General features: G+C 56.6%; 23 protein-coding genes. 16 read left to right on the forward strand and 7 right to left on the reverse strand.

The window, feature by feature from the left end:
• Positions 1-2 precede the first annotated feature (2 nt).
• The 3 genes from QQL54_RS11550 (at position 3) to ggt (ending at position 4,237) form a co-directional block, all read left to right on the forward strand.
• Positions 3-683 carry an aquaporin gene (locus QQL54_RS11550; RefSeq protein WP_284390807.1) on the forward strand — a complete coding sequence of 227 codons (681 nt, stop codon included), beginning with the start codon at positions 3-5 and terminating at the stop codon, positions 681-683.
• 130 nt (positions 684-813) lie between these two features.
• Positions 814-2,394, forward strand: a complete 1,581-nt coding sequence (locus tag QQL54_RS11555; protein WP_431355932.1) for a PKD domain-containing protein — start codon at positions 814-816, stop codon at positions 2,392-2,394.
• Between the two features lie 52 nt (positions 2,395-2,446).
• Positions 2,447-4,237 (forward strand): gamma-glutamyltransferase, encoded by a 1,791-nt coding sequence (gene ggt, locus QQL54_RS11560; protein ID WP_284390812.1) that lies wholly within the window; start codon positions 2,447-2,449, stop codon positions 4,235-4,237.
• On the opposite strand, the gene QQL54_RS11565 is transcribed toward ggt, so the two are convergent.
• Positions 4,228-5,640: a sensor histidine kinase gene (locus QQL54_RS11565; protein ID WP_284390814.1), complete on the reverse strand. Its 1,413-nt coding sequence runs from the start codon at positions 5,638-5,640 to the stop codon at positions 4,228-4,230. The genes ggt and QQL54_RS11565 overlap by 10 nt on opposite strands.
• A gap of 72 nt (positions 5,641-5,712) precedes the next feature.
• Positions 5,713-6,255, reverse strand: coding sequence for a GcrA family cell cycle regulator (locus tag QQL54_RS11570; protein WP_284390816.1), 543 nt, complete (start codon positions 6,253-6,255; stop codon positions 5,713-5,715).
• A 229-nt stretch (positions 6,256-6,484) separates the two neighbouring features.
• Between QQL54_RS11570 and QQL54_RS11575 the strand changes: the two genes are divergently transcribed.
• Together QQL54_RS11575 and QQL54_RS11580 are read left to right on the forward strand one after the other, a co-directional pair.
• Complete coding sequence (locus QQL54_RS11575; RefSeq protein ID WP_284390819.1) at positions 6,485-7,282, forward strand: ABC transporter permease; 798 nt, start codon at positions 6,485-6,487, stop codon at positions 7,280-7,282.
• A 21-nt stretch (positions 7,283-7,303) separates the two neighbouring features.
• Positions 7,304-8,494 carry an aspartate aminotransferase family protein gene (locus QQL54_RS11580; protein ID WP_284390820.1) on the forward strand — a complete coding sequence of 397 codons (1,191 nt, stop codon included), beginning with the start codon at positions 7,304-7,306 and terminating at the stop codon, positions 8,492-8,494.
• A gap of 67 nt (positions 8,495-8,561) precedes the next feature.
• Here QQL54_RS11580 and secB read toward each other — a convergent pair whose 3' ends face one another.
• The gene (gene secB / locus QQL54_RS11585) at positions 8,562-9,167 is read right to left on the reverse strand and encodes a protein-export chaperone SecB (protein ID WP_284390823.1); all 606 of its coding nucleotides are present in this window, start codon (positions 9,165-9,167) and stop codon (positions 8,562-8,564) included.
• Positions 9,168-9,287: 120 nt separating this feature from the next.
• On the opposite strand from secB, the gene QQL54_RS11590 reads away from it, so the two are divergent.
• From QQL54_RS11590 to QQL54_RS11605, 4 genes are read left to right on the forward strand one after another with little or no spacing between them, the layout of a single operon-like run.
• Positions 9,288-10,022 carry a Tim44/TimA family putative adaptor protein gene (locus QQL54_RS11590; RefSeq protein WP_284390825.1) on the forward strand — a complete coding sequence of 245 codons (735 nt, stop codon included), beginning with the start codon at positions 9,288-9,290 and terminating at the stop codon, positions 10,020-10,022.
• 2 nt (positions 10,023-10,024) lie between these two features.
• On the forward strand, positions 10,025-11,266 hold the full coding sequence (locus tag QQL54_RS11595) for an MltA domain-containing protein (RefSeq protein ID WP_284390827.1): 1,242 nt from the start codon (positions 10,025-10,027) through the stop codon (positions 11,264-11,266).
• Positions 11,263-11,766, forward strand: coding sequence for a Smr/MutS family protein (locus QQL54_RS11600; RefSeq protein WP_284390830.1), 504 nt, complete (start codon positions 11,263-11,265; stop codon positions 11,764-11,766). Before QQL54_RS11595 ends, QQL54_RS11600 begins: the two co-directional genes overlap by 4 nt.
• 31 nt (positions 11,767-11,797) lie before the next feature.
• A complete protein-coding gene (locus QQL54_RS11605) occupies positions 11,798-13,414 on the forward strand; it encodes an amidase (protein ID WP_284390832.1) in 1,617 nt (538 codons plus the stop codon).
• A gap of 14 nt (positions 13,415-13,428) precedes the next feature.
• Here the strand turns inward: QQL54_RS11605 and QQL54_RS11610 are convergent, their stop codons facing one another.
• From QQL54_RS11610 to QQL54_RS11620, 3 genes are all read right to left on the reverse strand, one after another.
• A complete protein-coding gene (locus QQL54_RS11610) occupies positions 13,429-13,965 on the reverse strand; it encodes a dihydrofolate reductase family protein (RefSeq protein ID WP_284390834.1) in 537 nt (178 codons plus the stop codon).
• A gap of 160 nt (positions 13,966-14,125) precedes the next feature.
• Positions 14,126-15,439 (reverse strand): ATP-dependent protease ATPase subunit HslU, encoded by a 1,314-nt coding sequence (gene hslU, locus QQL54_RS11615; protein ID WP_284390836.1) that lies wholly within the window; start codon positions 15,437-15,439, stop codon positions 14,126-14,128.
• A 39-nt stretch (positions 15,440-15,478) separates the two neighbouring features.
• Positions 15,479-16,561, reverse strand: coding sequence for a V-type ATP synthase subunit I domain-containing protein (locus QQL54_RS11620; protein WP_284390838.1), 1,083 nt, complete (start codon positions 16,559-16,561; stop codon positions 15,479-15,481).
• 104 nt (positions 16,562-16,665) lie between these two features.
• Here QQL54_RS11620 and QQL54_RS11625 point away from each other — a divergent pair, with 104 nt between their 5' ends.
• The 5 genes from QQL54_RS11625 (at position 16,666) to QQL54_RS11645 (ending at position 20,929) form a co-directional block, all read left to right on the forward strand.
• Positions 16,666-18,021, forward strand: a complete 1,356-nt coding sequence (locus tag QQL54_RS11625) for a T6SS phospholipase effector Tle1-like catalytic domain-containing protein (protein WP_284390841.1) — start codon at positions 16,666-16,668, stop codon at positions 18,019-18,021.
• A 55-nt stretch (positions 18,022-18,076) separates the two neighbouring features.
• Positions 18,077-18,481: a hypothetical protein gene (locus tag QQL54_RS11630; protein WP_284390843.1), complete on the forward strand. Its 405-nt coding sequence runs from the start codon at positions 18,077-18,079 to the stop codon at positions 18,479-18,481.
• Positions 18,474-18,686: a helix-turn-helix transcriptional regulator gene (locus QQL54_RS11635; RefSeq protein ID WP_284390845.1), complete on the forward strand. Its 213-nt coding sequence runs from the start codon at positions 18,474-18,476 to the stop codon at positions 18,684-18,686. Before QQL54_RS11630 ends, QQL54_RS11635 begins: the two co-directional genes overlap by 8 nt.
• 75 nt (positions 18,687-18,761) lie before the next feature.
• Positions 18,762-20,261: a hypothetical protein gene (locus QQL54_RS11640; protein WP_284390848.1), complete on the forward strand. Its 1,500-nt coding sequence runs from the start codon at positions 18,762-18,764 to the stop codon at positions 20,259-20,261.
• A 23-nt stretch (positions 20,262-20,284) separates the two neighbouring features.
• Complete coding sequence (locus QQL54_RS11645; RefSeq protein ID WP_284390850.1) at positions 20,285-20,929, forward strand: cysteine peptidase family C39 domain-containing protein; 645 nt, start codon at positions 20,285-20,287, stop codon at positions 20,927-20,929.
• Here the strand turns inward: QQL54_RS11645 and QQL54_RS11650 are convergent.
• Entirely contained in the window at positions 20,926-22,461 is a 1,536-nt protein-coding gene (locus tag QQL54_RS11650) for an AMP-binding protein (protein ID WP_284390851.1), read from the reverse strand. The two genes, QQL54_RS11645 and QQL54_RS11650, sit on opposite strands and share 4 nt — an antisense overlap.
• 199 nt (positions 22,462-22,660) lie before the next feature.
• On the opposite strand from QQL54_RS11650, the gene QQL54_RS11655 reads away from it, so the two are divergent.
• Positions 22,661-24,217 (forward strand): YifB family Mg chelatase-like AAA ATPase, encoded by a 1,557-nt coding sequence (locus tag QQL54_RS11655; protein WP_348520756.1) that lies wholly within the window; start codon positions 22,661-22,663, stop codon positions 24,215-24,217.
• 162 nt (positions 24,218-24,379) lie between these two features.
• Positions 24,380-25,579, forward strand: coding sequence for a response regulator (locus QQL54_RS11660; RefSeq protein ID WP_284390855.1), 1,200 nt, complete (start codon positions 24,380-24,382; stop codon positions 25,577-25,579).
• Positions 25,580-25,582: the final 3 nt, after the last annotated feature.

The following is a 25,582-nucleotide window of genomic DNA, read 5'->3' on the forward strand; positions in this document are numbered from 1 at the left end:
CTATGGCGACCCCGAACTATACTAAGGCACAGAAACTCTTTGCTGAATGGCTGGGCAGCCTCTTGCTCGCGGGCGTGGTGGTCGGGTCCGGTATTCTAGGCGTCGCCGTGTCGGGGTCCAATGACGGGATCGCGTTAATTGGCAATACGGCGGCGACGGGCGCCATTTTGTGGGTGCTCGTTGCCACGCTCGCGCCGATCTCGGGCGCGCATTTTAATCCAGCCGTGACTCTGGCTTTCTGGCTCCGAAAAGAGATCACGCCGGGACTGGCCGGACTTTATGTTCTGGTGCAAGTTTTCGGATGTGTTCTCGGCGCGTGGCTGGCCCATTTGATGTTTGAACTGCCCGTGATCCAAATTGCTCAGACGGACCGGTCTGGACTGGCCAAAATTCTGGCGGAAGGCGTCGCGACCTTCGCGCTCGTCTTCGCAATATTTGGCGCTATTCGACATGCGCCGCGCGCGGTTCCAGCGGCTGTCGCTCTGACGATTGTCGCGGGCTATTGGTGGACGGCGTCGACCAGTTTCGCCAATCCGGCCATTTCTATTGCGCGATCATTGTCAGACACGTTTGCTGGCGTTCAGCCTGCCGATCTTCCGGGGTTTGTCATTGGACAATGTCTCGGTGCGGCGCTGGCGACAGGGGCGGGCGTAATTCTTTTTAAGTCTGATCCACAGAGTTAGGCCATAATTTGAGTCGATGAAAACTCATCCTCATCCCTTAGAATTGAGTCTGCATCCATAAGGTCAAAGCTAATTTGCAGTGATGTGGGGTAGAACTATTTTCTATTAAAGGTAGAAAGGTCTGATGTTCATGATTTCAAATCGTGCCCTTCTGGCATCGTTCGCATCTTTTGGTTTGGTGAGTTGCTTCGGGAACTCGTCCGATTCTTCGTCACAAAATTTTACGCCCGAACCACCGGTTAATCAGGCTCCATCCGCAAATATTTCTGCAAGCGCTGTATTGGTAGAAGAACGCCAAACCTTCACATTGACGGCGAGTGGTTCAACCGACCCCGACGGCGACGCGATCACCTATCAATGGAGCCAAACGGCGGGCGCGGCGGTCGTGATCGCTAACCCAACGCAGGCAGATTTGTCGCTGACCATGCCTGAAACACAGGCAGACGATAGGTTGCAATTCACTTTGCAAGTCTCTGACGGCAGCCTGTCCGACACGACAACTGTCGATATCACTCTGGCCAACATCGTGCTGGCGCCATTGAATACTGACTTTCAGCCGGTGATGCTTGACGATGCATCAGCTGTCACAATGCCGACCAATCTCAATGTACGCCGATATAACATACTAGCTGGGTCCTTTTGTGATGGGGGTTTTCGACCAGTCTACAGAATAGATATTCTTGGGCAGAATGGGTCTGGTCAAAGAGCTATTGGAGAGTGGAATGGATCTAGCTCGGCTTTGAGTGTGTCCTCAATTGCTGGAGCTCCTGTCTCGACCGCAGGTTTTCTGACTAGCCTAACTTACCCGGTGATAACATCGTGCGTGGATCCACTTGGAGGTGCAGGGTCAACATTTACGCAAGAAAACGGCGTAGCTACGATCCACTTTCCGGACGATGATACCGTTTTTCAGCAGGGTCTCGATCAGAAGATTGATGATCAAACCGATGTGTGCGCTGCGCGTGGTGTTTACGATAGAAATGGACAATTTCTGCACTATCTCACGGCAAAAACCGCAGGTGGTATCGAATCGCGCCCTGTCACTGTCGATGCAAACGGTGTTTTGACACTGGGTGCGGCAACAACACTCGTGGCATCAGGTGGCTTCTGCCAATTTTGGACCGAGGGTCGGCAAAGCTACAGTTCGGGAACGGTGGCTAGAACGAATCTCTTTGCGGTTGATAAGGCGTCTAAAGAGCTTGTCATGTATCAGAGCCAGGAAACACAAACGCTGACCCAATTTACAGAAATCGAGCGCATAACACTCCCTGATGCTAGTGGGACGTCGTCAAATATTGTCGCTGTTGATTTCTATAGTCCACTTTCTTTTCGGGGCATCCGAAGCAATGTCTATGCGGCGGTTATCTTATCGGACGGCCAGCATCGTGGTGTGCACCGTCTGTTGATTTACGAAAACGACATTGCCGGATCATTTATCACACCGGATGATTATCAGGGCTTCACAATAACTACCGATATTGCGTTGTCTGGCGGAATTCCGAAAGCTGTCGAGCTAACAACCACTGGCGTGTCGATCATCTCTGATACGGTTCCCTACATCGAACATATCGATTGTAATGGGGGTGTTTGTGATGAAGCGACCCGCAGCTATATCGAAGTCGGCTTCGATGTCGCTGATATTGCCGCGCTGAATTCGGCTATTATGGTATCCAATCCAGATGATGATACGGTTCAAGCCTTCACCCGCTGACCACCGTTACGAGTCCCTTGCGCGAATTTGATCCGCACGGCAAAGCGCTCACATGATACTTCGTGTTCTTCTGTTCTCGACCGCTCTTGTCTTGTCTGCCTGTCAGGGGGGTATTGCTCCAGAAGTTAAACCCGATGCCCATCAGTTAAAATCGGTCGATTTCGGCGGCGGCATGGTTGCTGCTGCCAACCCGTATGCGACAAATGCGGGGGCGGAGGTTTTGCGCGCGGGCGGTTCTGCCGTTGATGCGGCGATTGCCGTGCAGGCTGTGCTTGGTCTCGTTGAACCTCAAAGTTCTGGACTGGGCGGCGGCGCGTTCATGGTGGTGCACGATCCAAAGACAAATGAGACTTGGACCTATGACGGACGCGAGACGGCACCGTCGGCTGCTACATCGGCCTTATTCCTTGGGGATGACGGTCAGCCTTTGCGCTATTTTGACGGCATTGCATCGGGTCGCTCAACGGGTGTGCCTGGCGTTGTCGCCATGCTGGGTCGGGCGCATGAGGATTACGGTACGCTGGCTTGGGCCGACACGTTGGACTCTGCGATTACGCTTGCTGAAGACGGGTTTGTTGTCAGTCCGCGTATGGCGAACCTTGTCGCTCGCATGGGGCAATATGTCCTGCCGCGCGATGATAATGCTCGCGCCTATTTCTTTGTTGATGGTGATCCGTCGAAGCCTATTCCCGAAGGGTTTACCCGGAATAATCCTGCCTATGCCGCGACGCTTCGCGCTATTCAGGATAATCCTCGCGCCTTGCTCGAAGGTCCGATCGCCCAAAGTATCATCGATAAAACCCGTGAAAATCCACTGCCCGGAACACTCAGCTTGGCGGATATGGCCAATTATCAGCCCAATAAGAAACCCGCGCTGTGTTCAGCCTATCGCGATTATCGTCTTTGCTCTGCCCCGCCGCCTTCATCCGGCGGTGTTGGGGTTCAGGCTATTCTAGGCCTGCTGGAGCCCTTTGATATGGCGGGCGTCGGTCCAACTGTTGAGGGTTGGCACTATTTTATCGAAGCGAGCCAGCTCGCCTATGCGGACCGAGATCGGTATGTCGCTGATCCTGATTTTGTCACCGTTCCGGTGGATGACATGCTGGATCGAGGTTACCTCGCGGGTCGGTCAGGGTTGATCAAACCGAATGCAGCGCTCGCAACTTACCTAGCGGGCAACCTCGGCCCAGCCGGAGAAGACGCCACGGCGGAAGTGCCCGGCACATCTCATTTCACTATCGTTGATCGTGACGGCCTTATCGTCTCAATGACGACGACGGTTGAATCTCCATTTGGCTCGCAACGCATGGTCGGCGGCTTCATGCTCAATAATGAATTGACGGACTTTTCTTTCCGCCCAACCGATGATGAAGGTCGCCCCGTCGCCAATCGGGTGCAACCTGGCAAACGGCCGCGTTCTTCCATGGCCCCGCATATTGTCTTCGCGCCTGACGGGTCCCTCGCTTTCACAACGGGTTCACCCGGTGGCAATTCTATCCTCGCCTATACGGCCAAAACAATTGTCGGTCTGATTGACTGGGATCTGTCGGCACAAGAAGCCATAGAATTGCCGAACGTCATCGCGCGAAACGGAACGGTCAGGTTGGAAGCGAAAGATCTGCCCGAAGAGGACACGGACGAAATTCAACGCGCGGGCCCGGCCAAAGAATTCGGCCTGCCTTCGGACCTGATTGAGGGGCTAGAAGCGATGGGCCATGATGTGGTGCGGTCGCGCGGTGAAATTAGCGGTCTTCACATCATTCGCGTATTGCCAGACGGAACTTTGGAAGGCGCAGCCGACCCGCGCCGTGAAGGCACGGCCGTCGCAGTCACTCAAGACTGAGTCGGGTCTTCCGTTAGGGGGAGACCGAGAATAAAGGTGGTCCCATCCGGGCCAGTCTCTAGTAACTCTAAAGACCCTCCCATTCTTTCCGCCAGTTCTTTGGATATAGATAAGCCAAGGCCGGTGCTGCCTTCGCTGTGACCGCGCGTGAACGGCAGGAACAACCGGTCTTCAACACTGTCCGGCAGGCCCGGACCATTATCTTGGATTCTAGTGATAACGGTATCGGCCATAATTTCGGTAGAGAATTCTACCCGGCCATTTGACTGACCCGTCATCGCCTGAGCCGCATTGCGGGTGAGATTGGATAAGATCCGATGTAACTGCTCGGGGTCAGCGGAAATCCAGACATCGCGACCAATGCGGTTGCCAATCCAGACGCGCGGGAAGGCCACGCGCAAATCGACTTGAACCTCAGCAACGATGCGGCCCAGCTGAACGGGTTCAAGAACCGGTTCTGGTTCTCGAGCTGACGAATACTCCAAAACCTCTTCAGTGAGACCGACGCCACGCTCCACAGTCCGGGTCAACCGTTCGCCCATCTCAGCGAGTTTTGGATCTTCATGCATCGACAGTCGATCCGCCATAAGCAGCGCTGTAGAGAGCACGTTGCGCAGATCGTGATTGATCTTAGTGACGGATAGACCGAGCGAGGCCAGACGCTCTCTTTGTCGAAAAGCCGATCGCAACGATTGTTTCACCTCGTGAAACTCACGTTGCAACTGACCGATTTCGTCGCCCCGGTCTGACGGCGGCCCAGCGCGGCGGCGGCGCTCCGGGGCTTCACGAAAAGCTGTCATATCGTCGGCAAGACGTTGCACGGGCCGCACAATCAAGCGCAACATCGATAGATAGATAAGGGCCCCGACAAAGGCTGCGATCAAAAGACTGAGCAGAAGTATGCGTCCCGCATAGGCGCGCAGGTCTGCTCCGATGGCGGCACAAGGCACCAGCATTTCCAGCCGGTCCTGTCCGGCGATGGGGGAGGCGACGATCAGACGTAGATACCCATCACCGCGTGCAAAGAAGTCCATGGCTGTGGCAAAGAAATTGGGCAGCCGACCCTGATTTCTCAAATCGGCCGTCGCGATTATCCGGGCCTGTGGAGGGTCACCCAAGATCAAGAGGGTCTGACCATCTTGAAATGCCGCGAGGAAATCAGCGTCCGTCTGCATCATGAATTGCTGTGCCAGCATTTCTGACGCTTCGCGGGAGGGGTCTTCGGATGTCTGGTTCATCAAAGCTTCGGCGATCAACCCGGCGGATCGGGCGCGCATCTCCAACCCTTCCTGACGAAAGAAGGCGATTGATGGAACGAACAGCAGCGTTTCCGCCATCAGCACAAAGCCGAAGGTCAGCAACAGCAGTCGAGCTGAGAGAGAGCGTGAGAAAAAGCGGCGCACAAAAAAATCAGTAAAGAAAAAGGCGCGCCCGGCAAGGCGCGCCTGTAAAACGTGATGTCTGTAGGGCGCGCCCTAACGGATGCGTTTGCGTGATGTTGGAGCGGGTCCAATGCTGATCATCTTGCCCGATGAATTGCGCCGACGCGAGGGTTGGTAAGCGACCATGGAATGGGCTGTGCAATAAGGTTCGTCTGGATCCGTAACGCGACCACAGAACCGAAACTCATCGGCTGTAGGATCGCCGATTGGAAATTTGCACATATGATCCGTCAGGGTGAGGATCGTCGCGTAACTGCCATCCTTTAGCGGTTTGGCTTTCAACGGCGGCTCGGTCGAGGCCGGAAGCGAAGTAGAGGCCGGTTTTGTTTTGGTTGATGCGGATGACTTGGCCGTCGTTCGCGCAGGCTTCGGTTTCGGCGTAGGCCGTGGCGCGGACTGAACTTTGGCAGGCTTTGGCCGGCTCGGTTTCGCTCGACCTGACAAGCCGAGACGGTGAACCTTGCCGATTACGGCATTGCGGGTCACGCCGCCTAATTGCTTAGCGATCTGTGACGCAGAAAGGCCATCGGCCCAGAGTTTACTTAACGTTGCGACGCGGTCTTCGGTCCAAGCCATGGACGATCTCCTTCGGTCGGCGGGCGGGTTTATCCCGCACACCATATCTAGTTGTCTAATTCGTAAATCTTGTAGCAAGTCGTTTCAGAACCACAAAATATAGCGGCCTCCTATCCACAAGAAACAAGATGTTGTGGCAGGTTCATCCACAGCTTACCCGCTGATGGCACCGAATTCCGACTAGGCTGTTGGTTGGACAGGGGGGCGCCCCCCGTTTAAAGCGCGTTCCATGCTCGAACAATTGCCTCCAACAGCTCGTCATCTCGGCCCGATCAATTGGATGGGTTTGAGGACTTTATATATGAAGGAAGTCAGGCGCTTTATGCGGGTTGGGCCGCAAACACTGCTTGCGCCGATTATTTCCAATCTGCTTTACATGACGGTCTTTGTGCTCGCCTTCTCGGCGCTGCGGCCTGATCCACAAAGTTTTATGGCCTTTCTCGCGCCGGGTCTTGTGATGCTCGGCATTCTTAATAATGCGGCCGCCAATTCCAGTAGCTCGATCATGACGGGCAAGATGATGGGGTCGATCACCGATGTGTTGATGCCGCCGCTCTCCCCGACTGAGCTGGCCTTGGGTTGGATAGGCGGCGCGGCCACACGCGGCGTACTCGTAGCAGTCGCGACCGCATTGGCGCTCTCTATATTTACGCCGCTTATCCCTACCCATGTCTGGGCTGTGTTTTATTTCGGTCTGTCAGCGGCGGTCATGATGGCAATGGTTGGAGTCCTATCGGGTATTTGGGCAGAAAAATTCGACCAGCTCGCCGTCGTCAATCAATTCATTATTCTGCCACTCTCCTTCCTGTCTGGTACGTTTTACAAGATTGACGTCTTGCCGGGTATTTTCCAAGACCTCATCAAAGGCAACCCGCTCTTCTATCTGATCGATGGATTTCGCTACGGATTTACGGGCGAAGCGGACGGAAATCTTCTCATAGGGGTTGTCTTTATCGCTGCCTTGAATATCGCTCTGTTTCTTACCGTCTTGTTGGTGCTTCGCGCAGGCTGGCGGATCAAATCCTGACTAAGCAGGAGGCCAATGATCATGGCCAAAGGTAACCACCTTTTCGATTGTTACAATCCCCCCGACATCACTTTTGAGCGCGGCGAGGGGGCCTATCTCTATACGGATAAGGGCGAGCGCTATCTCGACTTCATCGCAGGTATTGCGGTCAATTCACTCGGCCATGCGCCAAAGGACGTCACTGACGCGGTCACAGAACAAATGGGCAGGGTCTGGCATTTGTCCAACATGTTCAAAGTTCCAGGTCAGATAGAGCTGTCCAAACGTTATTGCGATGCGCTGCCGTGGGCTGACAAAGTTTTCTTCCAGAACTCAGGCACAGAAAGCCTAGAGCTCGCGATGAAGACGGCGCGGCGTTATCAATATGGCGAAGGCCGTCCTGAACGCGTTGATATTATCGGCTTTGGTGGCGCGTTTCATGGCCGCTCTTTTGCGGCGATCAATGCAGCCGGTAATCCGAAATATCTCGAAGGGTTTGGACCGCGCTTGCCGGGCTTTATCAACCTGCCGTTTGGTGATCATGATGCGCTGAAAGAGGCCGTTGGCCCGACCACGGCGGCTATTCTTGTCGAACCTGTTCAGGGCGAAGGTGGCGTTCGTGCGCTGCCGCCGGAATGTCTGCGCGGTCTGCGAGAGCTTTGCGACGAAAACGATGCCTTGCTGATCTATGATGAAGTCCAATGCGGCGCATCTCGAACCGGGCAGCTTTTTGCGCATCAATGGGTCGAGGGTGGAGAACCCGACATCATGGCTGTGGCCAAAGGTGTCGGCGGCGGTTTCCCGCTCGGCGCTGTGATCGCATCGGAAGAGGCGGCCAAACATATGGTGCCAGGCACGCACGGCACGACCTATGGCGGCAATCCGCTCGCTATGGCGGCCGGTATGGCCGTGTTTGACCGGATCAGTCAGCCAGAGTTTCTCGAACATGTCCGCGATATATCGAACAAATTCCGTCAGGCGCTTGCGGGTCTGAAAGATGAGTTTCCTGATCTGATCGAAGATGTGCGCGGTAAGGGCCTGCTCATTGGTCTTAAGATGCGGGTGGACGGCGATAATTTGAAAGCCAAGACCATTGCCCTGAACCACAAGCTCATGGTGGGAACAGCCGGCAATAATGTGCTGCGCATGGCACCGCCCCTTGTGATCGGCGAGGTCGAAGTTCGCGAAGCGATGGAAACTCTCAGGGTCGTTTTACGAGAAATGAGCGAATAAGATTTCCTACGATAGAAAAGAAAAAGCCCGCCAAATTGGCGGGCTTTTTTATTGGGACCAAACTGATTTAGTTCAGGCCTTGCTCTTGGGCACGGCGCATCATTTCTTCGCGGAACATGCCGGCGAAGTCAGGGATATCGAGCATGATCGGCATATGGCCACCGTCTTGAGTCATGTCGGCCAGGATCTTGCGCGCGAATGGGAAGAGAATGCGCGGGCATTCGATCATCATCAGTGGCTGGATTTGCTCCATGTCGACATTCTGGATCTGGAACAGACCTGCATAATCTAGTTCAGCGATAAAGACAGTTGTCTCACCGCGCGTAGCGTGGGCCTTGATCAGGATGCTGACTTCAAGCGTATTGTTTTCGCTGACTTGCCGGCCGATGCGTAAATCGATGGAGACTTCGGGCTGAGGATGGCTTGAGCGCAATGAGTCCGGCGCGTTTGGATTCTCGAAGCTCATATCTTTGACGTATTGAGCCAGCACATTCACCATCGGCTCACCGACAGTGTCGGGTGTCGGCTTGGCCCCTGCAGCGCCGTCTGTAGGCGCTTCAGTCGGAGCGGGCGCACCGTCTTCAAGGGCGATGTTTAGGCTGCTCTCGTCAACGGCCTTGGCCTCTTCGGCTTTGGACTTGTCGGTTTTGGTTTTTTTGGGCGTTTTCGCCATGATGGTCTCGCAGCTTCTATCAAGTTGACGGGTGAAACGAATTGTCGCGCGCCCGCTATCACGGCGTGGAAGTGCGGCGCAACGCCAAGATGCGCTTAATGAGCGCATGATTGCATGGAAATGTCGGCTTACAAATGGTCGCTGCGTCCCTATATACCGCTTATGTTTGAAGTCGTTCTCTACGCCGCAATCGCCGCTGTGATCTGTGTGGCCTTCTATTCGGTGCTGGGTAAGTCGGTGGGCCGGGGCCCAGACGATGCGTTTAAACCGGATGAAGCCTTTGGAAAGCCGGACGCCCCGACCGTCCGAGACGGCGAACTTGGCTTGGTTGCCGATGAGGCTATCGAGGATGAAATCGGCCTAGGCGCCATTGCGCGGGCCGAACCCGATTTCTCACCAGCCCGGTTTATTGATGGCGCAAAGACAGCCTATGCGATGATTTTGGAAGCTTTTGCTTCCGGTGATCGCGATACGCTGCGAGACTTGTTAAGTGACGATGTTTACGACGTCTATGACGCCGCTATCACAGATCGCGATGCGCAATCCTTGACTCAGGTGACGGACCTCGGTCGGTTGCGGACGGGTCAGATCAAAAGCGCACGGATCGAAGACGGTACGGCCTATATTCGAGTTCTATATGAAGCCGACATCGCATCCGCTCTGCGTGACGCTGAGGGTGAGTTGGTCGAAGGGGATCCGGACACGCTCGCCTCGATTTCTGAATATTGGACATTTGAGCGCGTAATTGGCTCAAGCGATCCGGCTTGGCGACTCTCGGATGTCGAGCCGTCAGAGGGGGATGCTCTGCCCGCTGACCCGACGCCCGATACGTCCACACCTGACGCCGAGACATAAGCATGTTTCGCTTTCGGAGTGCTCGCGCCGCGTTAAGCCTATGTGTCGCGCTAACCTTATCAGCCTGTGCGACGACGAAGGGCCCGATTGAGCTTGATCCTGATGGGATCGTGATTGCCGAGCCCGTTCCGATTGCCCCGCCTGCACCGCCAATTCCTGCCCCACCACCTGCGCCGAGCGAGCCGCCGCCAGAGCCCATCGTTGAGGCGCCAATTGTCGAGACTCCAGATGCATTCTCATCCTTATCGGGATGGGCAGAGGCGGATCTCGAGCCCGCATTAGCCGCCTTTGAGCGCAGCTGTGAGTCCATGTTGCAAGCGGATCCGGACGCGCCGCTCAATGCGAACCTGCCGCATTATGGATCCTATGGTGACTGGGCCGAAGCCTGTGAGGCGGTTCCGCACGCGACCAATGCGCGGCCTTTTTTCGAATCTCTATTCACACCCGTGGTTTTGTCGACAGAGGAGTCGGATGAGGGCCTACTGACCGGCTATTATGAACCAGAAGTCGACGTACAGATCGAACCAGACGCGATTTTCTCCGAACCCATATTGGCGGTGCCCAAGTCCAAAAAAGTGCAGCGTCTGCCCCGCGCTAAACTCGGTCCGAAAAGTTCGCGAGTGATTGCCTATGGTCGCCCGATTGATGTCTTCTTTCTGCAAATCCAAGGTTCAGGTCGTCTGCGTTATGCTGATGGTCGCGTCTTGCGCGCAGCCTATGCAGGAAACAATGGGCGGCCTTACCGGTCCATTGGTCGAGTTCTGATCCAACGTGGAGATTTGAGCCGTGACCAATCAGCGAAACGCAATATCGAAGCTTGGATGGCCGATGTCGGGCCAGAAAAAACGCGAGACCTGATGAACGAAAATCCGCGCTATATCTTCTTCTCTGAACAGGCCATCGCGCCGGGCGAGGGCCCACGTGGGGGTATGCAAGTGCCTTTGACGGCAATGGGATCCATCGCTGTTGACTCCCGCTCTCATCCCTATGGGACGCTGGCTTGGCTAGAGACACGACTGCCGCAGGCCCCGCGTGATTATATTGGGGAGCAGACCGGGCTACTGGTCGTGGCGCAGGATACGGGCAGTGCCATTACGGGCGCGCTACGCGGGGATTTATTCTTCGGTGCGGGCGCTGATGCAGGCGCATTGGCTGGCGTAATGAAACATCCTGTGCGCTGGACCATACTCGTACCCAAGTCGCTCATCCCGACACCGTCTTTGAAACCTGACTCGATCTCTTGACCCGGTCGCTCGACCCGTCTGAGCGTCTGGTCTGGAACCGGGTCGCACGGACGGTCAGCCCACGCCGCCGCCCGCATGGTAAGGGCGCCGCGCGTCCCACGCTCGCTCCCGGTCCGACGCGAGACGACTTTAGTGCCATGATGCGTCTGCCGCTGCTCAAGCCACAACGCTCAACACCCCCCTCAGGCCCTGTCCCATCTGCAACAGATCGGGGCGTGCGTCGGGGTAAGGTCGAGATCGACTCAAGGCTTGATCTCCACGGCATGACGCAAGTTCAAGCTTATAAGGTCCTATCGACATCCATCTTTCGCGCGGCGAAACGTGGAGAGCGCTGCCTGCTTGTCATCACAGGCAAAGGTCCCCGGTTGGAGGGCGTGCTGCGCACCCAGTTACCGGCTTGGCTGAGCGGCGCCGAATTGCGCCCGATGATCGCGACTTATGCGCCCGCCCATGCGCGACATGGCGGCGCGGGCGCATGGTACGTCTTCCTTCGCTCTTGATGCCGTCCCCAGTTCCCGGCAGGGATAGGGTATGAAAAATCTTTACTTCGCTTCCGCCGCCGCTCTCTCACTTGTGGCCTGTTCCCCCACTGCGACAGTGGACCCATCCCCTCAGCCCGTGGTTCAGACATCCGCCGACTATGCGGCTACCGGGCTCATGGCTCAAAGTTTGCCAGAATTGGCGATTATGCTGGATACGGGTGAGGCGACGGCCACTGAGCTAACACAAGCCTATCTCGACCGGATCGATGCGATCGACCGGAATGGTCCGCGCTTGCAGTCTGTGCTCGCGCTGAACCCAGACGCGATGGCACAGGCGGAAAGCTCAGATGCGCGCCGCGCTGCGGGCGAAACGCTCGGCCCGCTCGATGGTCTACCGATCTTGCTTAAAGACAATATCGAAACATTGGATCCTGTCGCGACGACAGCGGGCGCATTTGCGCTGCAGGGTAACATCACGGGACGCGATAGTCCGTTGGTCGCGGGTCTGCGCGCGCAAGGTGCCGTCATTCTCGGCAAGACCAACCTGTCGCAATGGGCTAATTTCCGCTCTAACGATTCCGTTTCCGGTTGGTCGGCTGTGGGCGGACAGGTCCGCAACCCGCATATGCTAGACCGCAGTCCTTGTGGCAGTTCGTCCGGGTCCGGGGTTGCTATGGCAGCAGGTTTGGCGGCTGGCGCGGTTGGCACAGAGACGAATGGCTCAATTATCTGCCCGTCAAACGTAAATGGCATCGTGGGTTTCAAGCCGACCGTCGGCGTTGTCAGCCAGCAATATATTGTGCCGATCAGCTCGACCCAAGACACGGCGGGGCCGATGACTCGTACGGTTCGCGGTGCGGCTATGATGTTGGATGCAATGGCGACGGATGGTAGCTCAGGCTACGCCGCCAGTCTGGACGCGGGCAGCCTGCAAGGCAAACGGGTCGGCGTGCTACGCTTCTCGCAAGGCAGTGCTGATATACAGTCCCGCTTCAATGCAGGTCTAGCCGCGATGGAGGCTGCGGGCGCAGAGCTGGTTGAGATTGAGGAGTTTGAGCGTGAGGGCGAGAATTATGGCCGGGACTCGTTTGGCGTCCTGCAGTGGGAATTCAAAGCGACGCTCGATGAGTATCTTGCCGACAGCCCAGCTGACATTCCGGTGCGATCGCTCGAAGACGTGATTGCGTTCAACCTTGCCGACCCGCGGGAGATGGCCGTGTTTGACCAAAGCATCATGGACAGTTCCAATGACCGATCGGGTCTTGATGACCCGGATTATCTAGCGGCCAAAGCCAATATTCTGCGCGCAACTGGTGAGCGCGGCATTGACGCCATGATGGCTGAATACAATGTCGACATGCTGGTCAGCCCATCCGGCCCGTTATCCTCGCGGGTCGATCCCGTTAATGGCGATACATGGCCGTCCTGGGCGGGCGCAGGCTATCTTGCTGCCGTCGCAGGTTATCCGCATGTCACGGTGCCGATGGGGGCTGTTCACAGCGTCCCGCTCGGCTTCTCCATCATGGGCAGTGCGGGTCAGGACAAAGCGATCCTGAGCTATGGTTATGCGCTTGAGCAGGCGACGCAGGCGAGGGTTGAGCCGACCTATCTGCGCGACGCTTATGATGTGCCGGAATTAAAGGCTGCGTTAGAGCCTGGGCGCTAACGCAGCCGTCCAGGCTATGACCGGGTGACGGTGAAGGCCTGATAGAGAGAGCCATCGCCATAATCCGTTTGGTCGATCTGGGACAGCCGCAGCGACGCGCCGTCCTCGCCAAACAATCGCGTGCCGCCGCCCAGCAAAATATGCGGGCGCTTCAGGCGCAGCTCGTTGATCAATCCAGCTCGCGCCAGACTGCCCGCTAATGCCCCGCCACCACAAAGATAGATCGATCCTGTCTCGTTCTTTTTTAGGTCGCGCACAAACTCACAGGCCTCCGTGCGGATAATCTCAACGGCGGTATCGTCAGGTAATGTAATCGACCGGGACAGCACGATAGAGCGCATGTTCGGGTAGGGGTTTGCACCGGCCTTTAACCCGAACGCATAGCCGAATTCATAGGTCGCGCGACCCATTACTGCGATCGTGTAACCAGACAGTCGCTCGAAGTAATCGTCCACCATCGGACTGGAATGCGGATATTGGGAGACGTCGCCGTCTGGCCCAGAAATATAACCGTCGATAGAGACGGAGACATCGTAAATAAGTTTAGACATGAAAAATCCTGCCCATGCGGTCATGGGGTCAAGTGGAAAGGCGCACGGCTCCACGCTCACGCGGCCGTATCGGTATGGCTTTCCGTTAGTGGATCACTGTCAGGGCACTCCTTTAAAAGGGCTTGAAGATAGGGTCACGAGGTGAGGGGCGCTAGTGCGCTCACAAAATAAACTTGCTCAAATCCTGATCCTTGGCGAGCTTGCCGACTGTCTCTTTGACATAGTTCGCGTCGATCTTGATGGTTTCGCCGTCGCGGTCTGTGGCGGTGAAGCTGATCTCATCGAGCAGGCGTTCCATCACCGTGTGCAGGCGTCGCGCACCGATGTTTTCGATACTGCCATTTACCTGCGCACTAATTTTGGCGATCTCGGCGATGGCGTCTTCGGTAAAGTTGAGGGTCACACCTTCGGTCGCCATCAGGGCGGTATATTGTTTGATCAGGCTGGCTTCGGGCTCGGTGAGGATGCGCACGAAGTCGGCTTCTGTTAGGGCGCGCAGCTCGACGCGGATGGGGAGACGACCCTGGAGTTCGGGGAGCAGGTCGGACGGTTTGGCGACGTGGAAAGCCCCGCTGCTGATAAACAGAATATGGTCAGTTTTGACCGGACCATATTTAGTCGAGACGGTTGTGCCTTCGATCAAGGGAAGCAAGTCACGTTGCACCCCTTCGCGGGAAACATCTCCTCCGCGCGCGTCAGACCGGGCCGTGATTTTGTCAATTTCATCGAGAAAGACGATGCCGTCTTCTTGTGTCAGTTCCACCGCCTCGCGCTTGATCGCGTCTTCATCGATCAGCTTGTCGGCTTCCTCACTGAGGAGCGGCGTGTAGGCGTCGCTGACTTTCAGCGTCACGGTCTTGGTCTTACCCATCTTGCCGAACATGGCGGACAGATCGATCATCCCCATACCACCGCCAGGCTGCCCCGGAATATCCATCGACTGGAACGGGGAGGATGTGTCGGACAGTTCCAACTCAACCTCTGTCGCGTCGAGTTCACCTGCCCGCAGTTTGCGACGGAAGGATTCGCGCGTGCCTTCGCGTGCATTATCACCCGCCAGGGCGTCGATGATGCGATTTTCTGCGGCGGCTTCTGATTGAGCCGTGACGAGCCCGCGTTTTTCATCTCTTAAGAGCGTGATCGCCGCTTCGACGAGATCCCGGATGATTTGTTCGACGTCGCGGCCAACATAGCCGACTTCGGTAAATTTGGTCGCTTCGACTTTGAGGAAGGGCGCTTTGGCCAATTTGGCAAGGCGACGGCTGATCTCGGTTTTACCCACGCCGGTCGGGCCGATCATCAAAATATTCTTGGGTGTGACCTCTGCGCGTAAGCCCGGATCGAGCTGCTTCCGCCGCCAACGGTTACGCAGTGCAATGGCGACGGCGCGTTTTGCGTCGCTTTGCGCGACGATATGGCGGTCGAGCTCAGAAACAATTTCGCGGGGTGTAAAAGCAGAAGCGTAGTCAGTCATGCTGCGGATGTGGGGTCTGCCCCCAATCTATCAAGTCTATCAACTCGCAACTGCGGTTTGAGGCGGTTCATAAGGCGGCGGGAAGATACGCCAGTTCGGCAGCACTCGGATCAGTTGGTTGCGCACCGGATGCCAAGCCACGCCCAGCAGCACGATGGCCGCGCCAAGCAGGATTAAGGTGACGGATAGGGCTGTGCCGAGGCTGAGACTGGTCTGACTGACAAGGAAACCCACGGCCACGCCTGCATAGCCGAGTGCAGACACGATCAGTGCGCGGCGGTTAATGGCAAGCCCAATCACGGTGATCACAGCCATCCCGATCAGGATGATGATCGCATCGCGTTCCGTGAAGGCCAGGACCGGAATGAGATCGAACAGCAACTCTGATTTCGACATAACGGCTTGTCCGACTAGTCCGTGGATAAGCAACGGCGCGGCGAGGAAATGTAGCCAGAAAGCATTGTCGGCAAAGCGCGTGCGTCGATGGGTGTCTTGCGTGTCATAGGCGAGCGCCGCCGCAAACACGGCTAGCCCAGACAGGATCAACACGACACCGATCCGGTCACGCAGCAAGTCTGGCGCGATCTGGGCCAGAACGGCGAATAATAAATAGATGAGCGAGACGGCGATCAGCGCAATGCAAAAGGGCAGGCGGATACGGGCATAGAATAACGCCATCGCCGCAACCGTAATCAGCGCTGCCACGATCCCGCTTAAGCTGGCGAGCCCCTCCAACCCGGTTTGCACGAATAGGAGAAAAGCGAGGGCCGTAATCAAGGTTGGAAAATGGGCGCGTTTTCGCCGCCCGAAATATTCGGCCATGACGAACGCACCGACTGCGGCGAGAAGAAAGACCGGACCGCCCCCGACGAGGGCCATGATAGCGCTGACGCCGAGCGCGAGTAGGATCAGACCGACACCGATAAAGACATCGCCGAAGCTGCGCAGGAACCGTAGATCATCCTCGTCCCCAATTACCGCGTCTGTTGCGGTCACAGGCGGTGCATGGGGTTCGGTGACGGCCAACTCCGCCCGCATGGCACGGGCTTGTTTGGGTGTCAGTATCCCGGCGTCTTCTGCCTGATCGATCTGCTCCCGGCTCATGCGTGTCGCTTGGTTCATTGTTGGACTGTGACGTAGACGGCGCCGTTCTGCAAATACCCGGATTCGGTGTGGCACTAAAATTAGGCTATCGTCTTCTCGCCTATTGGGCCGGAGGAGCCACCATGCCGAAAGACAGTGCCAAATCAAAAAGTGCCACCATGGTAAAAGACACTCCTGGGCCTAAGAATATTATTATCTGTCTCGATGGGACGGGTAATGAGATTGAAGAGAACATCTCGAATGTCCTGAAAATCTATCTGACCCTCCGGAGCATTGGCGGGCAACCTGTCTATTACTCGCAAGGGGTCGGAACCTTAGTCGAAGTTCGTCCTTGGTCGCGGATGTTGGATTGGTTTCGCGACAAACTGCTCGGTAATCTGTTCGGCTATGGTTTGGATCGTCGGGTCCAAGAAGCCTACCGATTTATCGTCCGTCATTATGAACCCGGCGATCATATCTTCATTTTCGGCTATAGTCGCGGTGCCTATATGGCGCGAATACTGGCTGGGATGATCCATGCGGTTGGCGTTCTGAAACCCAATCAGGATAATCTCGTCGGTGCGGCCTACGCGGCCTATCTGGCCAAACCCAAAAGACGACGGCCCACATACTCTGGCGAAAACGTTCCGGATTTACTCGATAAGGATGACGGCGAGGAAGAGGAGAGCGAGGGCAAAGCTGCCCCTGCCGAGGAGACCCAGTCAGCTAAGGCGGTCACTTTTCGGCGTGTGACCCAAGCCTACACCGTTCCGGTCCATTTTCTGGGACTATTCGATACGGTGGCATCCGTGATGGCACCGGGTTTCAGGTTGGGGTCTCCCTTTCCTCTCACGCTCAATCCCTATCCTCACACTTTTCTGAACGAGTCGGTGAGACGGGTACGTCACGCGATCTCGATTGATGAACGGCGTCAATTCTTCCCCGTCAGCCTGTGGCCCGCTGATCAGAAACACCGAACCAGTCGGTATGTCCCAGACGAAAAGGCCTCTGAACAAGATCTGGAAGAGGTCTGGTTTTCTGGCGCGCATGGGGATGTCGGTGGCGGCAATATCCGAGACGATAGCGGTCTGTCGCAAATTCCTCTCAATTGGATGATGAAAGCGGCGATAGAGCCGACCGAATTGAAAAACGACATAGTCGCAGAGCTGAAATTGAACGGACGGATGCTCCGTTATGTCACTGGCGAAGAGCCCTATAATGCCCACACGGAATATCTCTATCCCGAGGCGGACTCAGCGGCGAAGCTCCACCCGTCTTTCTCGGGGTGGAAAGGGGTGTTCTGGTATCTTTTTGAACTTGTGCCGACTGTCTGGCCGAAAGTGATCCGGATAGGGAATCACTCTCGTTGGCTGCGTCTCGGATTAGGGTCTCGTCGTAAACTACCGCCCGAAGCTACGCTGCATGAGAGTGTCTATGAACGGATAAAACAACGCCCAGACTATCGGCCATCCAATATTGAGACTGGAAAGGGCGCTTGACATGTAAAGGGTGCTTGTCTAAGTCAAGGTAACTTGACAATTCTAGGAGTTCATCATGTCGCAAGCCCTCATTCGAAAACGCTATCTGCGAACCTGTCTGGGCGCGGGGGCGGGATATATTGGCGCTGTTTTCGGCGTATCCACACAGCTCGATGATGGCGATCCGCTCACCGCAATCAATGTTGGTTTGGCGCTTGTGCCCGGACTGTTCATCCTGCTGATGGTCTATTCCATGTGGGTTTATTTTCGTGATGTTGATGAGGCGGCACGACATTTTATGGTCAAGGCCATGATGAGCGCGTTATTCGTGGCGCTGTCTATCTCAGGCGTATGGGGGTTGGCAGAATTATTCCTCGACGCCTTGCCGAAGCTACCTGTTTTCTTTGTCTTCCCGATCATCATCGGGATGTTCGGCGTATTCACGGCTTTTGGCCCAGCGCGGAAGATGGGCTGTGCATAATCGGCTCAAGGAACTGCGCGCTCAACACGGGTGGTCGCAAGCTGCGCTGGGCGATCAGTTGGATATTTCCCGGCAAAGCGTCAACGCGATTGAGACGGGACGCTATGACCCGTCTCTGCCATTGGCCTTCCGTATTGCCCGATTGTTCGGTGAACCGATCGAAGCGATCTTTGACGATGGTGAAATAAGTCAGGCCGCGGAATAGTCTCGTTTTTATCCCGTTCCTGCTGAGTAAGGCTAAGGCTTTACCACATGTGCGCGTCGATCTAACGGCGCGCACATGAGCATACTCGACCAACTTCCGGTTATCATCGGCGCGGGACAAGACAGCCGTCCGGTCCCTGAAGATCTGGATCAGGCCTTTGGCCCGGTCGATCTGGCGGGACAGGCTTTATCGAGGGCCTTCGAGGATGCGGGCATTGCGCCGCAACCGCTCGACGTCTGTTTCGGCGTCCGTCTGTTTGGTGATAGCGGCCCTGTCTTCCCCAATCCGTTTGGGGGATCGTCCAACTTTCCGGCCAGCGTTTGTACGCGCAGCGGTGCGAGCGCGAACCGTTATATCTATGACCATGTCGGCGGTCAGTCTCCACAGACATTGGTGGCAGAAGCGGCAAAACTTTTGATAGAAGGTGAGGCCGAGACCGTGGCTATTGTCGGGGCGGAAGCTGCTGCCAATATACGGGCCGCAGGACGATCTGGCGCTAAGCCGACCTGGATCGAAGTGCAGAATGAACCGCTTGATGATCGCGGTCCTGTTCCACTCACCAATGATGGACGATCAGGCTTTGGTGGGTTTATGGTCCACGTGCAGGCTATAACTCACCGTATCCCAGCACCGATCTATTATTATGCGTTGATGGAAAGCGCTCGCCGTCGGGCGATGGGGGAGAGTGAAGCTGTCTACCGCGAACGTATGTCGTCGATCTGGCAAGAATTCTCTGCCGTGGCGATCGCCAATCCGTTTAGTTTCGTCCGGCAAGCGGTGCAGGGTCCGGAGATTGTTATGCCTAGCCCGGCTAACCCGATGATCACCTCTCCCTACACAAAGGCGATGGTTGCTCGTGATGGCGTCAATCTTGGCGCGGCTGTTATTTTATCGACTTATGGTGCGGCCAAGCGGATGGGTGTGTCGACAGATCAACTGACCTTTTTGCACGCGCATGACCAATGTTCTGAACCGCCCCTGTTACAACGCGCAAGACTCGACCGGGCTGAGGCCCAAAGGCGTGTTCTGGACAGCACGGCGCGTGGTGCGGACATGTATGACCTCTATTCCTGTTTTCCGGTCGTCCCGCTCGAAGCAAGTCGCATTCTGGGCCTCACGGACGAACCACGCACTCTGACAGGCGGGTTGCCCTTCTTTGGCGGGCCGGGGAATAATTACTCCCTGCACGGGATCGCCGAAGCTCATCGACGTGTTCGTGGAACCGAGAAAACGGCTGTTGTCTATGCCAATGGCGGCTTGTCGACCAAACATGCGGCCGGCTTCTATTCTGGCAAACCTCCCTCACAGGTCACGCTGCGCAAAAGCCCTGATCCAGAGCCGAGTGTTGCGGTTGAAGAGGGCGAAAACCCATCCGGCACGATCGCCGCTTACACGGTAGAACATCGACGTGGAGAACCGACAGGTGTGCTTCTGATCGGCAAAACGGATACTGGCGCGCGCTTTTATGCGCGTGGCGGGACCGAACTGACGGGCCGTTTCATAGAGGGTGATCCAATGGGTGAGCGCTTTGCGACAGAAACGAAGGGCGGCCAGAATTTGCTAACCGGGATTTAACCCGCTTCCGATACGACCCCGTCATGTTTCGATCTGGCTTCATTCTGTTCTCTGCTATCATCTTGTCAGCCTGTGGTGGGGCCTATTATGGCCCCCCACCGCAAACGATTGGCGGCCCGGCGATCAGCAGTCCGTCGATTACTCGACAATCGACCCCAATACCGCGACAAAGTTCGGGTTCGCCGTTTTTGACCGACAGGGCCATCTATTCCCAAAAAGACCCACGCTGGGGTCAGGACAAGCTGGGTCCGAGCAACGGCAGTCTCGCCAAAGAGGGGTGTGTGGTGACGTCGGTTGCCATGGCGATGACCAATCTCGGTTACGAGATCGACCCGGGCGAGCTTAACCGTCGTCTTATGGAAACGGGAAATTATACGCCCCGCGGTTGGCTAATCTGGAACGGCGTGTCTGAAGTCAGTGGTGGCAAGGTCCGCGCGCAATTTTACGACACGGTCAGCGAACCCTTGATTCAGTCCTGTCTCGCCAAAGGCGATTATCCGATGGTACGCTTTTTCCTGCCGAATGGACGGGCGCATTGGGCGATGATTTTGGGACGGACAGATAAGGGTTATATGATGCGTGACCCGCTGCGGGTGTCACGCAAACCTCTGATTTTCCCGCGTGATTCCTCAGCCTTCAAATCGCTTCGCTGTATTGGTCATGGCTAGTCCAGCAAGACGCGTTTTAGCAGTTTTCCGCTTTCTGTACGCGGCAGGCTCGCTACGATTTGGACTTCGCGCGGGGCTTTCACATGGCTGATCCGGTCGCGTGTAAACGCGATCAACTCGCCATCCAGCCCGTCTGATTTAGCCCCCGGCATGAGTTGAACAAAGGCTTTCACGCGTTCTCCCATCTCTTCGCACGGCACGCCCAGTACGGCGGCGTCGAGCACGGATGGGTGCTCCAGCAGAACATTCTCTGTCTCTTGCGGATAGATGTTCACCCCACCTGAGATAATCATATTGGCTTTGCGGTCGGTCAGGAACAGATAGCCGTCATCGTCAATATGGCCGACATCGCCCAAGGTGGAGCGATTAGCGTGGTGGGCATGATAGGCGCGCTGTGTTTTGCTGGCATCGCCGTGATATTCAAAATTGCTCTGGCCCTCGAAATAAACCGTTCCGGTCTCACCCGGCGGTAAGTCTTCGCCGGTTTCAGGATCGCAAATATGCACGGTGCCAAACACGGCTTTGCCGACGGATCCGGGTTTCCGTAGCCATTCCTGCGCACTGATGAAGGTCAGCCCGTTTCCTTCACTACCCGCATAATATTCTTGCACGATGGGGCCTAGCCAATCGATCATCGCGTGCTTGGTATGAACGGGGCAGGGCGCAGCCGCGTGGACGACGCAGTCGAGTGAGCTGAGACTATAGCGCGTTCGAAGCGTTTCGGGCTGTTTGAGTAAGCGCACAAACATAGTCGGGACCATCTGTACGAAGGTGATGGCGTGACGCTCAATTGCGGCGAGGCACGTTTCCTCGCGAAATTTATCCATGACAAAAATATGCCCGCCGAGACGTTGCACGCTGATGCAGTAAGCGAGCGGCGCTGCATGGTAGAGCGGCGCCGGTGAGAGGTAACGGGTTTGCGGCGTGACTTTAAATAAGGCGCCAACCAAAGCGACGAAAGGAGCCGGGGCCTCTACGGCCTCATCCGGCAAGGCGACCTTTACCCCCTTGGGGCGGCCGGTCGTGCCGGAACTGTAGAGCATTTGTGACCCGGCGCTTTCGTCGTGGATCGGTGTATCTGGATAATCGGCTGTCAGCGCGTCAAAGTCCGGGGCGCCATCAAGCGGGTAATCTGTCCAATAGATGCGGCCGTCGAGCATAGCTTCATCTTTTAACCGACTGACCACTTCTGCCGCCTGTCCAACGGCACCGTCGGTGATCAGTAGCTTTGAACCGGAATCACGGATGATGTAGTCGGTTTCGGCGTAAGACAGATGCGTCGCGACGGGACAAATCAGCAGTCCCGCGCGTTGCGCCGCCCAATATAGTGGCAGGAAGGACAGGCTGTTCCGCTTCCAGATCGCAAATCGATCCCCCCGGTTAAGCCCTAATGACCGCAGCGCGTGGGCATAGCGATTGGCGCGCGCCTCTAGCTCAGCATAGGTCAGGCTCGCCGTTATGTGTGCGGTTTCGTCCAACAGTGATATGGCGGGGGCGTCCGGTGTGGTCCGCGCGAACTGTCTTGGATGCATAGCACTCTCCCTTTAGGGCTGTGTGGCCCTTTGACACTGTGTGGGATGAAGCGAGACAGTCGCGCAAGACCGACGCCTCCTGATCAGAGATATGGACAAGAATTGCTGATACTTATCATAAAGTTCTTGATTTGTTCTCACAACTCTGTTTGCTTAGAGCTGCGTTGTGGATAGCGCGCTCGGTACACGGGAACAGTCTATGGTCGCTCGGATCAGCACGGTTGCATTTGAAGGCGCGGAAGCGCGCCGGGTCGATGTACAAGTGCAGGTCGGCACGGCTTCACGACCGCATTTCGCCATTGTCGGTTTGGCCGACAAGGCGGTGGCGGAAAGCCGCGAACGGGTGGTGTCGGCGTTCGCGTCGCTGGGTCTGTCCCTTCACGGCAAACGCGTGACGGTGAATTTGGCACCTGCCAATCTGCCGAAAGAAGGCGCACATTATGATTTACCGATCGCGCTTGGTTTGATGGGGGCTCTTGGTGTCGTCCCGGTGGACGAAATCAGTGATTACGCCGCCATTGGCGAACTGGCGCTCGACGGAACTTTGGCAGCGGTGCCAGGCGCCCTGCCAGCGGCGGTTATGGCGAATAGTCATGGCCTCGGACTGATCTGCCCTGAGCCCAATGGGGCAGAGGCGGCGTGGGCAGGGGACCTCCCTCTGCTCGCGCCGCAGACGCTCATCGGGTTGATCAACCATTTCAAAGGCACGCAAGTTCTAGCCCGTCCAGAGGCGGGCCAATTGCTCGATAGTCGAGACGATATTCCGAATCTACGTGATGTGCGCGGACAAGAATCTGCCAAGCGAGCGCTGGAAGTCTGCGCAGCAGGCGGCCATAATTTGCTGATGGTCGGCCCGCCCGGTTCCGGTAAATCCATGTTGGCTGAACGACTCCCCGGCTTGCTACCGCCGCTCGATGCGCGCGAATTGCTGGATGTGTCGATGGTTCACTCCGTCGCCGGACTGTTGGAGCGGGGTCAATTGACCCGGGCTCGCCCATTTCGCGCCCCGCATCATTCAGCGTCCATGGCGGCACTAGTTGGTGGCGGCGCCAAAGCGCGACCGGGCGAAGCGTCACTGGCGCATCGTGGTGTGTTGTTTTTGGACGAATTACCGGAATTTGCGCCGCAAGTCCTCGATAGTCTGCGCCAGCCATTAGAAACCGGCAAGATCGCTGTCGCCCGGGCCAATGCTCACATTACCTACCCGGCGCGTTTTCAATTGGTTGCGGCGATGAATCCGTGCCGCTGCGGGACGGCGGGGGCGGACGGGATTGCGTGTCGACGTGGCGCGCGTTGTGCGGCGGATTATCAAGCGCGCGTGTCCGGACCGTTCATGGATAGGATCGATATCCAGATTGATGTGCCTGCTGTCACGCCTGCAGACCTAGCTTTACCGCCATCCGCAGAGGGCACGGAACTGGTCGCCGCTCGTGTAGCAAAGGCGCGCGCCGTTCAGATGGACCGCAATGACGGGCTTACCAATACGGAATTACCGCAAGCTCAGCTTGATCAGGTGGCTGAACCGGATGCGGAAGGGCGGCGGTTGCTCATTCAGGCGGCGGAGACTCTGGGGCTGACCGCGCGCGGCTATCACCGAACTTTACGTGTGGCGCGTACGCTGGCTGATCTCGCCGGGTCAGACCGGGTCCACCGCCTGCATATTGCCGAAGCTCTGTCGCACCGTCGGGACCGCCGTCCAACAATGCCTCAATCCGCGCCTAGCCATCGCGGCGCGCGGAACCCACTCTATCGATAAATCGTAAGGGCAAACCACCCTCTGAGAGGAGGTTGCCTCAAACGACTCTCTTAACCTTGGCTGCGTTTTTCCGCGTTTGGGTAAGATGAAATTAAGGTTGTATCGCCAGTTTCCAACTCCAGATCGTACGCTTTTACGTGCTCGGTCTGAATGAGGACTGAGATGAACCGATCGCCGGACGATATCTTCGCTGCCCAATTCTGGGCTTGGCCTGATCCCGCGCTCAAGCGGGATGCGCATGGTCGTGTCTTGTTCGTCAACGCCGCCTTCCTACATTTATTCGGCGGTAGCGTCGACGCATGGCGCGGACAGGTCGTACAAGGTTGGTCGGCCCCGCAACCCGGTCCCGCTCCGTCACGCTTTGAAATTCGAACACCCGCTGCCGACGGTTATCCCGAACAAATCTATGATTGGCTCGAATCCTGTGGAGCTGACGGAACCGCGTTTGCGCTAGCCCGCAATGTGACGGCCTTTGCTGAAACACAGCCCGTTACACCTCAACCCATTGATGCCGCACCGGTCTATGATGCGACCCAAGCGGCAGCCCAACCTGTTGCAATGGCCGCTGCGGCGCCTGACCCCACGCCAGTCGTCGCGCCGCCACCGGCTGAAATGCTTGACCCGACTAGTTTCGCCGCAGCCGCGCCCGAACCAGCCCCTCAGGTTGCCCCTCAAGCTGCCCCTGTGGAAATCGTGCCGGCTCCGCCTCTGGCTGCACCCCATGCATCCCTCGAGACCGTTACGCCTCAAGCTGCCCCTGCCGCAGCTCAAGCTCCTGCACCGCACGCGTCAATTGAAGAGCCGGTTCGCGACTTTGAACGTCGCGCCCTTCCGATTGAAAATGATGAAGCTGTCCTTGGTAATAATTGGCGTGATGCCGTTATCGCAAAAGCCATTGGCGGCGGCGAAGAGGCTGATGCGCCGACTCTGCAACGGGGCGGTAAGGCCTCTCACGCGCAGAAACCGGGGGCGATTCGCATTTTGCTGGCCGAAGACAACGCGATCAATGCTTTGCTGACCCGCACGCTGCTTGAAGCTGATGGGCATACTGTCGAAACAGTCGAAGATGGATTGCTGGCCGTCGAAGCCATGAAGACACAGAATTACGACATGATCTTCATGGATATGCGCATGCCGAATATGGATGGGCTGGAGGCAACCCGGAAAATCCGTGGCCTGCCCAATGTGTCCAAGGACCTTCCGATCGTTGCACTGACGGCCAATGCTTTTGATGATGACCGAAACGCTTGCTTTGATTCCGGCATGAATGATTTCATGACAAAACCCGTCAGCGCCGAAGAACTATCCGAAATGGTTGTGCGTTGGACAGGCGCTGAAGAAGAGCAACGAATGGCTAGCTAGGTT

The sequence above is a fragment of the Algimonas ampicilliniresistens genome (genome assembly GCF_030159955.1).
In the GTDB taxonomy this organism is placed as follows: domain Bacteria; phylum Pseudomonadota; class Alphaproteobacteria; order Caulobacterales; family Maricaulaceae; genus Litorimonas; species Litorimonas ampicilliniresistens.